Origin of the sequence: Pectobacterium zantedeschiae (genome assembly GCF_004137795.1) — a bacterium.
Classification (GTDB): Bacteria; Pseudomonadota; Gammaproteobacteria; order Enterobacterales; family Enterobacteriaceae; genus Pectobacterium; species Pectobacterium zantedeschiae.
In genome coordinates this window covers 3,242,214-3,254,046 of record NZ_NWTM01000001.1, presented here as the reverse complement: position 1 = coordinate 3,254,046, position 11,833 = coordinate 3,242,214, and the positions used below count along the sequence as shown (strand labels likewise).

At 49.2% G+C, this 11,833-nt stretch carries 12 protein-coding genes; 2 read left to right on the top strand and 10 right to left on the bottom strand.

The features are described 5' to 3' along the window. Positions 1-251: 251 nt before the first annotated feature. The 6 genes from CLR69_RS14650 to CLR69_RS14625 all read right to left on the bottom strand — a co-directional run bounded on the left by CLR69_RS14650 (position 252) and on the right by CLR69_RS14625 (position 6,264). Positions 252-1,013 (bottom strand): amino acid ABC transporter ATP-binding protein, encoded by a 762-nt coding sequence (locus CLR69_RS14650; protein WP_129710309.1) that lies wholly within the window; start codon positions 1,011-1,013, stop codon positions 252-254. A gap of 8 nt (positions 1,014-1,021) precedes the next feature. Next, positions 1,022-2,116, bottom strand: a complete 1,095-nt coding sequence (locus CLR69_RS14645; RefSeq protein WP_129713563.1) for an amino acid ABC transporter permease — start codon at positions 2,114-2,116, stop codon at positions 1,022-1,024. A 9-nt stretch (positions 2,117-2,125) separates the two neighbouring features. Then, positions 2,126-3,304 carry an amino acid ABC transporter permease gene (locus tag CLR69_RS14640; RefSeq protein ID WP_129710305.1) on the bottom strand — a complete coding sequence of 393 codons (1,179 nt, stop codon included), beginning with the start codon at positions 3,302-3,304 and terminating at the stop codon, positions 2,126-2,128. Between the two features lie 68 nt (positions 3,305-3,372). Beyond that, positions 3,373-4,398, bottom strand: coding sequence for an amino acid ABC transporter substrate-binding protein (locus CLR69_RS14635; protein ID WP_005975324.1), 1,026 nt, complete (start codon positions 4,396-4,398; stop codon positions 3,373-3,375). Between the two features lie 390 nt (positions 4,399-4,788). Next, positions 4,789-5,454, bottom strand: coding sequence for an amino acid ABC transporter permease (locus CLR69_RS14630; protein WP_039498201.1), 666 nt, complete (start codon positions 5,452-5,454; stop codon positions 4,789-4,791). A 42-nt stretch (positions 5,455-5,496) separates the two neighbouring features. Then, positions 5,497-6,264, bottom strand: a complete 768-nt coding sequence (locus CLR69_RS14625) for an amino acid ABC transporter substrate-binding protein (RefSeq protein ID WP_129713562.1) — start codon at positions 6,262-6,264, stop codon at positions 5,497-5,499. 282 nt (positions 6,265-6,546) lie between these two features. On the opposite strand from CLR69_RS14625, the gene CLR69_RS14620 reads away from it, so the two are divergent. Further along, positions 6,547-7,692, top strand: a complete 1,146-nt coding sequence (locus tag CLR69_RS14620) for an endonuclease/exonuclease/phosphatase family protein (RefSeq protein WP_129713561.1) — start codon at positions 6,547-6,549, stop codon at positions 7,690-7,692. A gap of 68 nt (positions 7,693-7,760) precedes the next feature. Further along, on the top strand, positions 7,761-8,162 hold the full coding sequence (locus tag CLR69_RS14615) for an ASCH domain-containing protein (protein WP_129713560.1): 402 nt from the start codon (positions 7,761-7,763) through the stop codon (positions 8,160-8,162). Positions 8,163-8,319: 157 nt separating this feature from the next. Here CLR69_RS14615 and CLR69_RS14610 read toward each other — a convergent pair whose 3' ends face one another. The 4 genes from CLR69_RS14610 to dusB form a co-directional block, all read right to left on the bottom strand. Then, positions 8,320-9,393 (bottom strand): bifunctional transcriptional activator/DNA repair enzyme AdaA, encoded by a 1,074-nt coding sequence (locus CLR69_RS14610; RefSeq protein ID WP_129713559.1) that lies wholly within the window; start codon positions 9,391-9,393, stop codon positions 8,320-8,322. Further along, the gene (locus tag CLR69_RS14605; protein WP_129713558.1) at positions 9,377-10,153 is read right to left on the bottom strand and encodes an isocitrate lyase/PEP mutase family protein; all 777 of its coding nucleotides are present in this window, start codon (positions 10,151-10,153) and stop codon (positions 9,377-9,379) included. Before CLR69_RS14605 ends, CLR69_RS14610 begins: the two co-directional genes overlap by 17 nt. 255 nt (positions 10,154-10,408) lie before the next feature. Next, positions 10,409-10,705, bottom strand: coding sequence for a DNA-binding transcriptional regulator Fis (gene fis, locus CLR69_RS14600; protein WP_005975342.1), 297 nt, complete (start codon positions 10,703-10,705; stop codon positions 10,409-10,411). A gap of 23 nt (positions 10,706-10,728) precedes the next feature. Then, positions 10,729-11,694: a tRNA dihydrouridine synthase DusB gene (gene dusB, locus CLR69_RS14595; RefSeq protein ID WP_129710311.1), complete on the bottom strand. Its 966-nt coding sequence runs from the start codon at positions 11,692-11,694 to the stop codon at positions 10,729-10,731. Positions 11,695-11,833 lie beyond the last annotated feature (139 nt).

The window sequence follows — 11,833 nt, the reverse complement described above, 5'->3', positions numbered from 1 at the left end:
ACGTGGAAAGCCTCTGTCGAAAGACAGGGGCTTTTTGCTATGGGAATTTTGGGGATAACGTATCGACGTACCTCAGTAGCTATCCATTGATAATAGGGTGATTACTCGATGCAAAGACGGCTTTTGGGGAGCAGAAATCCGTTTTCTACCTTATGTAGCCAGATAAGTGGTGAGTAGTGCGAGCCGTGAGAACCATCATAATAGTGATAAAGAGGAAAGCCTGCGCAGGCGCGCAGGCTAGTTGTTCCAGATTAGTGCAGGATTTGTGAAAGAAATGACTGTGTGCGCTCTGATCGAGGACTGGAAAAGAAGATATCCGGTGGTGCTTGTTCCACGATCTCTCCCTGATCCATAAAGATCACCCGGTCAGCAACGGTTTTTGCGAATCCCATCTCGTGCGTTACGCACAGCATCGTCATCCCATCTTGTGCCAGCCCCAGCATAGTATCTAGTACTTCTTTCACCATTTCAGGATCCAGCGCGGATGTGGGTTCGTCGAACAGCATAATCTTAGGCTTCATACACAGCGAACGCGCGATGGCTACACGTTGCTGTTGGCCTCCAGATAGCTGGCCCGGAAATTTATGGGCATGTGCGGCGATACGCACACGTTCCAGATAGTGCATTGCCAACTCTTCCGCTTCTTTCTTCGGCGTGTGGCGTACCCAGCATGGTGCCAACGTGCAGTTCTGCAATACGGTTAAGTGCGGAAACAGATTGAAGTGCTGAAAAACCATTCCGACTTCAGTACGAATTTTTTCGATATTGCGTAAATCGTTATTCAATTCAATACCGTCAACAACAATCCGCCCCTGCTGATGTTCTTCGAGATGATTAATACAGCGTATTGTCGTTGATTTGCCCGAGCCGGAGGGGCCACACAGTACAATTCTTTCCCCTTGCCTGACCTGCAAATTGATGTTTTTGAGCACGTGAAATTGCCCGTACCACTTATTCACATTCTCTAAGGTAATCATGTGATCGGTTGATTGAGTTAATGCGGTCTGATTCATGGATGGCCTCAGTGTGACTTGTGTCCGGTGTTAAAACGATTTTCCAGATGCTGGCTATAACGCGACATGCTGAAACAGAAAATCCAGTAAACCATGGCGGCAAAAACGTAACCTTCTGTCGACATACCCAGCCAGGTTGGGTCGACGGTTGCCTGCTGGATACTGCTGAAGAGATCGAAAAGGCCGATGATGATGACCAGGCTCGTGTCTTTAAAGAGAGAAATGATCGTATTCACCAATCCTGGGATAACCATTTTCAGTGCCTGGGGAAGGATGACGAGCCCCTGCATACGCCAATAGCCTAAGCCCAGAGATTCAGCGGCTTCATACTGTCCTTTAGGAAGTGCCTGCAAGCCACCGCGAACCACCTCGGCGACATATGCGGACTGGAATAAAATCACGCCAACTAATGCTCTTAGCAGTTTGTCGATAGTGGTGCCTTCTGTTAAAAACAGAGGCAACATCACGGACGACATAAAAAGTACGGTGATTAACGGTACGCCACGCCAGAATTCGATGAACACAACGGAAAGCATACGAACAATCGGCAGTGTGGAACGACGGCCTAACGCGAGTAGGATGCCAAGCGGCAGTGCACCGGCGATACCCACTGCGGCAATAATCAGCGTTAACGTTAACCCACCCCACTGATAAGTTTCCACGCGACTGAGCCCGCCAAAGCCACCGTAAAGCAAACACCAGGCGATGAGTGGATAAGCTATTGCCCAGACAGCAATATAACGCCCACGATGGGGAATGCTGTTCAGGAACATCGGCAGGATGCTGAGCAGCCCGATAGCAAGGGCAAAGTTGATGCGCCAGACTTCCGTTGCTGGATACAGGCCGTACATGAAATGACCAAATCGGGCATGAATGAAGACCCAGCAGGCACCATCACGCGTACAGTCATTACGGGTGGTACCAATCCAGTTAGCTTGAAATATTGCCCAGTTAAGCAGTGGTGGTATGGCCACCCACAATAGCCAGAGGCAAAACAGCGTTAACAGGCTATTACTGATACTTGAGAAGAGATTACGTCGTGCCCACTGCATCGCTCTGAGCAGAGGCGGCTGACGGTTTTGCGTATAATGGTTCATCGTCATGACGTCCTCTTAGCGTTCGACTAACGCAATTCTTCGGTTATACAGGTTCATCAGTAGCGAGATCAGCAGGCTGATAATGAGGTAGACCGACATGGTAATCGCAATGGTTTCGATAGCCTGACCCGTCTGATTCAACACCGTTCCTGCGAATAGTGACACCATATCTGGATAGCCAATGGCGGCCGCCAATGATGAATTTTTCACGATGTTGAGGTACTGACTGGTCAGCGGTGGAATGATGACGCGTAATGCCTGCGGGAGGATGACTTTACGTAGCGTCACGGGGTTTGGTAAACCAAGAGAACGCGCTGCCTCATGTTGACCATGGGAGACCGATTGGATACCAGAACGAATGATCTCGGCGATGAATGACGAGGTGTAGACCGAGAGCGCAACAGTCAATGCAGCGAGTTCAGGGATCAACACCATACCGCCGCGAAAATTGAATCCTTTTAATTCCGGCACATCCCAGTGAAAAGCGGGGCCAAAAATCAGATGACTCAAGATGCACAGCACTAGCAATAAGCTCAACGTCAGCGGCCAGGTTCTGCGTGGTTGACCGGTTAAAGCGTGGTAGCGCTGATTTCGCCGAAAGACGACCCATGTCACCACCAACGTGATCAGCAGAGAAAGAAAAAATGCAGCTGTGCCCGGCCCCATCTCAGGGGATGGCAGATAAAAACCTCGGTTGCTGAGGAACGCGATATCAAACGCACTGATTGACTGGCGCGGGCTCGGCAGATTCCTAAGCACGGCAAAATACCAGAAAAAGATCTGCAATAACGGCGGAATGTTACGAAATATCTCGATGTAAATATTGGATATTTTTCGTAATAGCCAGTTGTCGGATAGCCGAGCAAGACCGATGGTAAAGCCGAGAATAGAAGCAAATACGATGCACAATGCTGAAACCAAAAGCGTGTTGAATAGCCCAACAAGAAAAACGCGGGCGTAGGTATCGCCTTGTTGATAGTCAATCAGATGTTGGACGATGCCAAAACCGGCGCTTTTATTTAGAAAATCGAAGCCAGAGGTGATACCCCTTTGTGCCAGATTGGTTACGGTGTTGTGCAACAGGTAGGCTGCGATAGCCAATACAGCGATAACAACGACAATTTGATACAGCCAGGCGCGCACCGCTGGATTAGTCAGTGATAAATCACCTTTTACGGTTGGGCGTTGTAGCATGCTGGAACCTCGATACGGGGGCACTGAGGGGCGCAGCAATACACTGCGCCCAGGTTATTCTTCGATAATTAACGTACCGCTGGTGCGTACTGGATCCCGCCTTTGTTCCACAGTTCGTTCAGGCCGCGCTTAATTTTCAGCTCGCTGCCCATACCGACATTACGCTCAAAGATTTCGCCGTAGTTGCCGACCTGTTTGATGATTTTGAATGCCCAATCATTTGGTAATTTGAGATCTTTACCGTAGCTGCCTTCATGTCCAAGCAGATGAGACATATCTGGTGTAGTAGGTTTTGCTGCCAGCTGGTCGACATTTTTCGAGGTTACACCCATCTCTTCGGCATTCAGCATGGCGAACAGCGTCCAGCGGACGATAGAGAACCATTCTTCATCACCACGACGTACGACTGGGCCCAAAGGTTCTTTGGAGATCACTTCTGGCAGAACGATGAATTCAGCAGGTTTGCTCAGCTTGATGCGTAGTGCGTACAGCTGTGACTGGTCTGATGCCAGCGTATCGCAACGGCCAGACTCTAGTGCTTTGGCACTTTCATCAGAGCGGTCGAATGTGACAGGGGTGTACTGCATTTTATGGGTTTTGAAGTAGTCAGCGACGTTCAGCTCGGTATCTGTACCTGCCTGAATACATACGGTTGCGCCATCCAGTTCTTTTGCGCTGGTTAAGCCTGCTTTGTTGTGCGTCAGGAAGCCAATGCCATCGTAGTAGGTTACGCCAGTAAAAAGCATACCCATGCCGCCGTCACGCGATGAAGTCCAGGTGGTGTTGCGCGACAGCACGTCAACTTCGCCAGATTGCAGTGCGGTGAAGCGCTCTTTCGCCGTTAGCGGCGTGTATTTGACTTTATTAGCATCGCCGAACACGGCGGCAGCAAGACCGCGGCACACGTCAACGTCAATACCTGAGTATTTGCCACTGGCGTCTGCATAGGAAAAGCCGGGCAGGCCATCACTGATACCACATTGCACAAATCCTTTTTTCTGAATGGCGTCCAGTGTTGCACCAGCATGGGCTTGGTTGATGGCGGCGAAGAGTGACGCGCCAGCAACCAGAGTAGAAATCACTATTCTTTTCATAATCATCCTAGCGTCTAGAGTTATCTGCTGTTGTTGCAGTACACAGTTGTGTTGCGGCGCACAAAAAGGTGCACCATACCTGTCTGTCGGTGTGCCGACGTAAGCAGAGCAAAGCAAATAAAGTGCCAATTTTCTATTTGTTTGATAATGCAGGCGAAAAGGAATGGTTATTGATCTAAATGGGTACTTCTAATTGGGTGTGTGCGCACTGTGACAAATGCAAAGAAGGCAATGCGCTCTTTTTTGGTGCGCCAAAATAGCAAATGCGGGGTATTTCCAGCTTGTACGTATATTGTCAGGTATGGGATTGCCTGTTAAACAGGGAAACATCGGGGGATGTTGGGGTAACGTCATCAGCCCATCGGGTAGCATGGGCTGAGGTAGAAAACGTTAGTGTGTGATGTGGCGCTGATAATACTTTTCGAGCTTAACCTGTAGCTGGCTTAACACCGTGCTGAACATCAGATAAATCAGTGCAGCCTCAACATAGAGAATCAGAGGCTCATAGGTAACGGAAACGATGCGCTGAGCAGATAAGAACATTTCCGGTACGGTGATGACGGCGGCCAGCGACGTATCCTTGATTAAAGAAATAAACGTATTGGAGAGCGGTGGCAATGAAACAAAAACAGATTGGGGGAAGATAACCCAACGAATTGCCTGCCTGCCATTCATGCCGAGAGAATAGGCGGCATTCCACTGGCCTTTCGGGACAGACAAGATTGCCCCACGAACGATCTCCGAGCTATAGGCTCCTACGCTGATGGTGAAACCAATAAGCGCGGCCGGGAAAGCATCCAGAGTAATGCCCGCGCTGGGTAGTCCATAAAAAATCAGGAAAAGTTGTACCAGTAGCGGCGTTCCACGAATGACCCAAACGTAGAAATCACCCAGCCATTTCAGCGGCTTTGGGCCATAGAGGCGAACCAGCGCGATGAGAATGCCGAGGGCTAAGCCAAAGATGAAAGACAGAATAGCCAGAGGGACGGTAAATTTCAGTCCCGCAGACAGCAGACTCCAGAAGGAGTCTGCCATGAGTTGTAGCCAAGGCGGCATGAAAACGAGCTCCGATAACGATATGCGCTGGTAACAGTGCGATTATTGAGAAACATCCTCCCCGAAGTATCGCACAGATATCGTTTTATAGGTGCCGTCCGCTTTGATTTCATCCAGAGCTTTATTCAATGCTTCCACCAGTGGAGCCTGATCTTTACGCACCAGAATAGCGGAAGGTTCACCGTCCTTTGAGGTTGCGGCAATCTTCACGTTGGCATCCGGCTTATGCTTTTTAAAATCCAGGAATGACAGATTATCGTTTAGCGTGGCGTCGGCACGGCCGCTGAGAACCAGATCCAGAGACTGATTAAAGCCGTCTGTTGGCACAATTTCTGCACCGTAGCTGGTGGCTTGCTTAGAGTAATTACTGGTCAGGCTTTGGGCCGATTTTTTGCCTTTCAGATCGCTGAAATCTTTGATGGTGGTATTATCGCCACGCACAACTAGCACGGCTTTGGAGTCGATATAAGGCTTGGAGAAATCATACTTGACCTGACGCTCTTTGGTTACGCCGACTTGATTGATGACCGCATCGTAGCGTTTAGCATCAATACCGGCGATTAAACCGTCCCACCGTCCTTCAATGAACTGTGCTTTCACACCGAGCTTTTCTGCCACTGCACGGCCAACGTCCACATCGAAGCCAACCAGTTGTCCTGATTTATCATGATAGGTGTAAGGCGCGTAGGTACCTTCTGTACCGAACTTGATAACCCCTGCGGACTTGATGGCGCTAAGGTCATCTGCATGAGCGAATACGCTGGTAGCAAGTAAGGCGCTGGTCAGTAAAGCAAAACGTATTTTTTTCATTATGAATTCCTGTGAGTGGTGTGCAGTGATGCGCTTATAACTTTTGTTAATAACGAATCTACGCGACAACACATCTGTTTATAAATCACGTTGTGTGATGATTTATACCAGAAGTGAATATAGTTGGTAGTGAATATAGTGCGCCTGCCCAGTTTTAACCATGTTGTGCGAGAGAACGACAACAAAGTCTGCCGCTGCCGTAAATGTTGCCCTGCTGTCACAATAGGCTTCTATCCTCAAAAGGAGATCATTGCTTTTGCCACTACTTAGCAGGAGACAACAATGAAGATCCGTATCGCCAGCTATAATGTTGAGAACCTTTTCCATCGTACCGCGATTCTCAACCTCCCCGACTCGCAGCAGATCGATGCCTTATTAGAACTGGTCAGGCAGCTCCAGCAACTTCTCGAACGGCCCCAATATGACGATGCCCTGAAGGATAAGGTGTTCCGCCTTTCTATCGCACTCCGTCCTTATATTGATATCCGTACCGATGCGGGCACATTGGGGAGGTGGAAAAAGGAGGAGGCCGGTACGGGATTCCGGATCAATAAAAGCTGCCGTGGTCGTGGGGATTGGATTGGTGAAATCGTGTTTAAATCGCAGGAATTCAGCAGCCAACAGCGCAAGAACACGGGCAAGATTATTAACCTGCTTAACGCCGATATTCTGTGCGCCGTTGAAGTCGAAAACATGGATGTATTACGTGATTTCAACAGTCAGGTACTGGGGAAAAAGAAATTTAGTCAGTTCGTGATGATCGACAGCCCGAATGACCCACGCGGCATTGATGTTGCTTGCCTGACGCGCTATCGGATCGCCCAGCTACGCACCCATATTTTTGATGCTGGAAAGCAGTTTGATCCCGTTTTTAGCCGTGATTGCCTCGAAGTTACGTTGGATGCTGGCCTCAAGCAGCCGATCTATATCCTGTGCAACCATTTCAAAAGTCAAAGCGGTCAAACAGAAGAAGAGCGACAGCGCGGGGCGCAGAAGCGCCGCGACCAATCCGAGCGTGTCGCGGAGATTGTTCAACAGACTTACGATCTCAAGAAGGATTACGTGGTGATTCTCGGCGATTTGAACGAGGATTCGTCAAACCCCTGGCACAGTTTGGCTCCGCTGTTTTCTCTGTCGGATTTACACCCCGTTATTGACCCTGAACGACCCGAAAAAGAGCGTTATACCTACTATTTCGCTGGCGGCAAGAAAGGCGCTCGGTTAAATCAACTGGACTATATTTTCCTGTCTGCGCCGCTGCATCAGGCGGTGGTGGGCAGGGGAATCGAGCGCCGTGGCATTTACAATATCGACAAGATTGCCGCCAAAGAGGGCGCGGAACCCGTTACGCCGTTACCCGAGGTGACATCATGGGACACGGCGGCGTCCGACCATGCCGCGCTCTGGGTGGACGTGGATATTACCTGATGGCCTCTTTACGGCTATGATGGCGTAAGAAAACAGAGCAATGATAGCCGTATAAACAAAGGCAGATGATGAGCAAACAAGAATTAGAAAACTATCCAGACGCGCTGCGCTGGTCATTTGGCGACAGCCCCGAGCTGGCGGATGAGCTTTTGCAACTGGTGAGGGAAGGGCATAAAACGGCGAGCTGTGGCTCGTATCACGCGTTCAAAAGCGAACCCTCGCCACAGGTCGGTGATTACAACGTTATTCTGGACGGTGCCGGACAACCCTCATGCGTGATTCGGACGCGCGCGTTAACGCTGGTGCGCTACTGCGACGTGACCGCTGAGATGGCAGCGAAAGAGGGAGAAGGAGACAAAAGTCTGGCTTTCTGGCGCGAAGGCCATCAGGAGTTTTTCGAACGAGAAGGCACCTTTGCTCCAGATATGCTGCTGGTGTTTGAAGAGTTTGAGCTGGTCGAGGTATTTTGATTCTGGATTAGCCGCAGCTCAAGCCGAGTGTGTTTTGCCGTTGCAGGGGGCTGAATTTGAATGCTGGCTAGCGAACGCTAGCGGGCTTATTGCCCGCAAGCTGCTGAACGTCTCTAAACTCTCTGCGACGATTCAATGTACTGGAAACATTCTCACTCTATTTGGCTTCGCTTTCTCTAGCATTATTAAGCATTGTTTTTTCATGCTCAATGAGCCACTTTTTGCGCGCCACTCCGCCGCCATAGCCTGTCATTGTACCATCCTTGCCGATAATTCTGTGGCATGGAATGACGATTGCCACTCGGTTTGCACCATTTGCCGCAGCCACTGCTCGTACTGCATTCGGGTTCCCTATCAACCCGGAAAGCGCCTGATAGTGCGAGGTTTGGCCATAAGGAACCGTGCGTAGCGCTTGCCAAACGGTACGTTGAAAATCACTGCCAGGTGTATCGAGTAAAAGAGTAAAATTTTGGCGCGTTCCTGAAAAATACTCGCTAATCTCTTTTTCTGTTTGTCGGGTATGATGATTTTCACCTGACATTATTCGAGCCTTGAGCAAGCGCTGAAGATCGCGAAATTCGGTCTCCAGCATTCGACGGTCGGTAAATTCCAGCAGGCAAACTCCACGTTCGGTAGCACAGACAAACATGGGTCCGAGCGGCGTGGTAAAACGGTGAATCATTATTACCTGGCTCTGTTCAGTTGGACTCACGCCCGTGAGCCGCTTATAGGTATAGCCAAAACCACTTAATGATTCGTAGCCGCTATCAAAAGCAACGTCGGTAGCATTACGCCCCCCTTTTAGTTCCTGAAGTGCGATATTCACCCGCTGCATGCGCTGGAAAGCCTGAAAGGTAATACCGTGATTTTGCAGAAACCACCGCCGAACCCGCTCTGGGCTGATGTCGTGTTTACGAAGCTCAGCATCGCTTATACGTGTTTTAGGATTGGCACGCACGAGTCCAAGTGCTTGTTCAATTAAAAGCGGTGCGCTATGTGCATTTTCCGTTGGGCGGCATACTTTGCAGGGGCGAAATCCTGCATCCAGAGCAGATTTAACGTCTTTATAAAACTCAACATTTTCACGTTTTGGTTTTCGTGCCCGGCATACAGAAATACAAAATACGCCCGTCGTGATTACACCAACAAAAAAGACCCCCGTATACTCGGAAGCTCGCTCAAGTAATGCCTGATACCAGACATCGCACTGGTCATTATCGAGAACTTTCATCAACAAAAACTCCTGCAAATGACTGTTGCGACTGGATAGTTAGCATTAAGTTTTTAAACTTCGATTGTATGGCTGAATGAACAAAATTACCCATAGAGAGGCGATTTACACCGAGTTTTTTCAGCCTGCCAAAATCAGGGAGGTCTGGCATGCACATGACGTTTAGTGGCAAGTTAATCTCCCGAGAAATGATCGCAATATCATTCTCAGACGTTAGGCATGGAACAAAAAGGCCATCTGCACCTGCCTCTTCATATAATCGACCGCGCAATAGCGTTTCCTGCAATGCCTGCTCATGACTAAGAAGAAAAGTATCGGTACGAATATTAAAAAACAATGGATAATTCTCTGTGGTCAACGCACGACGAATCTCCTTTAACGTACGGGCAAATACCACTGCATCATCAAGCTGCCTGACACCATTAATCATTCTGCTATCCTCAAGGTTTATACCCACAACCCCGAGCAGGGCGAGACGCTTAAAATTAGCGGCTATCTCGTTTGCTGTTTTACCAAAACCTGCTTCAACATCAACGCTTAATGGCAGGCTACTGACGGATTTGATACGCGTCACGATATATAGCAATTCATCAAATGACATTGCTTCTCCGTCCTCATAACCTAACATGGTAGCGATTGCTGCGCTTGATGTTCCCAGAGCTTGATAGCCTGCCTGCTGAGCCGCAATAGCGCTGCTAGCATCCCAGACATTGGCGATAAATAATGGTGTGTCTTGATGATGAAGCCCTGTGAAGTCCATGATTATCTCCTTTTGCGATATACAGGATTAATCTTGAACACCCAACGACACTCCCACAACCGAAAATCAGACGACCATTTTCTGTAAACCGATCCTGTATAGCGGAACGGCGGAATAATCTGTACCGACTCTTTTATGTGTCCATCTGCCCTGGCTGTCCACGTTTAGGCTTTTGGCGTTCTGAAAAATGGCAAAGAAAAAGGCGCTTAACCCAAGAGGTAAAGCGCCTTTTTTCAAATGCTTAACTGACTAGTATCAGTTCATGCCGTATTTTTTCAATTTCTTACGCAGAGTACCGCGGTTGATGCCCATCATCAGGGCTGCGCGGGTTTGGTTACCGCGGGTGTATTGCATCACCATGTCCAACAGTGGCTGTTCAACTTCAGCCAGTACCAGCTCATACAGGTCACTTACATCCTGACCGTTCAATTGAGCAAAATAGTTCTTCAGTGCCTGTTTAACCGAGTCGCGCAGGGGTTTTTGGGTTACCTGAGCCTGAGAGTTTACAGTGGAAACGGTCAGTACGTCAGAATTCACGCGTTGTTCGAACATAGTTCTGTCAGCTCTTTTTCTGTTTACGCAAGATTTTCAAAATATGCCTTCAACGCCTCCAGCTGCTCGCTGGCATCCTCAATGGCGTTGAATGTGCGCCTAAACTGGTCGTTTGGGGCATGCTCCTGGAGATACCAGGATACGTGCTTACGAGCGATACGAAATCCCTTGCCTGGACCATAAAAGTCGTGCAATTCCCGTATATGCTCGATCAACAAGCGCTTGACCTCTGCCAACGGCATCGGTGCCAGCAACTCCCCTGTGTCCAGATAATGCTGGATTTCCCGAAAGATCCAGGGTCTTCCCTGAGCGGCTCGTCCTATCATCAGGGCGTCAGCCCCGGTGTAGTCAAGAACCGCTCTGGCTTTATGCGGGTCTGTAATGTCGCCATTCGCAATAATAGGAATGGAAACGGCCTGCTTAACTGCCCGAATGCTGTCGTATTCGGCGAAACCATTGAACAGGCACGCACGAGTGCGTCCGTGAATAGTTAACGCCTGAATGCCACAGTCTTCAGCCAATTTGGCAATTTCTACACAGTTGCGGTGCTCTGGTGCCCAACCGGTACGGATCTTCAGTGTCACCGGTACGTCTACCGCTTTCACTACCGTAGAGAGGATCTGTTTGACCAAATCCGGATACTGCAACAGCGCAGATCCTGCCATCTTGCGGTTCACCTTCTTCGCCGGGCAGCCCATATTGATGTCAATGATCTGCGCGCCGGAATCAGCATTGATTCTCGCTGCCGCCGCCATCTCATCGGGGTCACAACCGGCAATCTGCACGGCCCTGATACCCGGTTCATCACTATGTACCATTCGCAAACGCGACTTGTCTGAACGCCACACTTCCGGATTGGAAGAAAGCATTTCAGACACGGTCATTCCAGCGCCCATCGCATGACAGAGTGCTCTAAATGGGCGATCGCTAATACCAGCCATTGGGGCTGCTATCAAACGATTGGTAAGCTGAAATTGTCCAATGTGCATAGACAAAAATTGACCATACTGTGCCTGCAAGGGCGCGTATATTACGCATTTTTTACGTCAGATGAAAGGCCAAACTTTGACCAATTTACGGCTATCGATCAATGAAAATGCAGTTCGTAGAGGTATATGAAAATATTAT

Bases quoted from the DNA above. Each gene is read 5' to 3' on its own strand.
- CLR69_RS14635 (WP_005975324.1), bottom strand. From the start codon at position 4,398: ATGAAAAGAATAGTGATTTCTACTCTGGTTGCTGGCGCGTCACTCTTC.
- CLR69_RS14650 (WP_129710309.1), bottom strand. From the start codon at position 1,013: ATGAATCAGACCGCATTAACTCAATCAACCGATCACATGATTACCTTA.
- CLR69_RS14615 (WP_129713560.1), top strand. From the start codon at position 7,761: ATGAGCAAACAAGAATTAGAAAACTATCCAGACGCGCTGCGCTGGTCA.
- CLR69_RS14620 (WP_129713561.1), top strand. From the start codon at position 6,547: ATGAAGATCCGTATCGCCAGCTATAATGTTGAGAACCTTTTCCATCGT.
- CLR69_RS14610 (WP_129713559.1), bottom strand. From the start codon at position 9,393: ATGAAAGTTCTCGATAATGACCAGTGCGATGTCTGGTATCAGGCATTA.
- CLR69_RS14640 (WP_129710305.1), bottom strand. From the start codon at position 3,304: ATGCTACAACGCCCAACCGTAAAAGGTGATTTATCACTGACTAATCCA.
- CLR69_RS14625 (WP_129713562.1), bottom strand. From the start codon at position 6,264: ATGAAAAAAATACGTTTTGCTTTACTGACCAGCGCCTTACTTGCTACC.
- CLR69_RS14630 (WP_039498201.1), bottom strand. From the start codon at position 5,454: ATGCCGCCTTGGCTACAACTCATGGCAGACTCCTTCTGGAGTCTGCTG.
- dusB (WP_129710311.1), bottom strand. From the start codon at position 11,694: ATGCACATTGGACAATTTCAGCTTACCAATCGTTTGATAGCAGCCCCA.
- CLR69_RS14645 (WP_129713563.1), bottom strand. From the start codon at position 2,116: ATGACGATGAACCATTATACGCAAAACCGTCAGCCGCCTCTGCTCAGA.
- fis (WP_005975342.1), bottom strand. From the start codon at position 10,705: ATGTTCGAACAACGCGTGAATTCTGACGTACTGACCGTTTCCACTGTA.
- CLR69_RS14605 (WP_129713558.1), bottom strand. From the start codon at position 10,153: ATGGACTTCACAGGGCTTCATCATCAAGACACACCATTATTTATCGCC.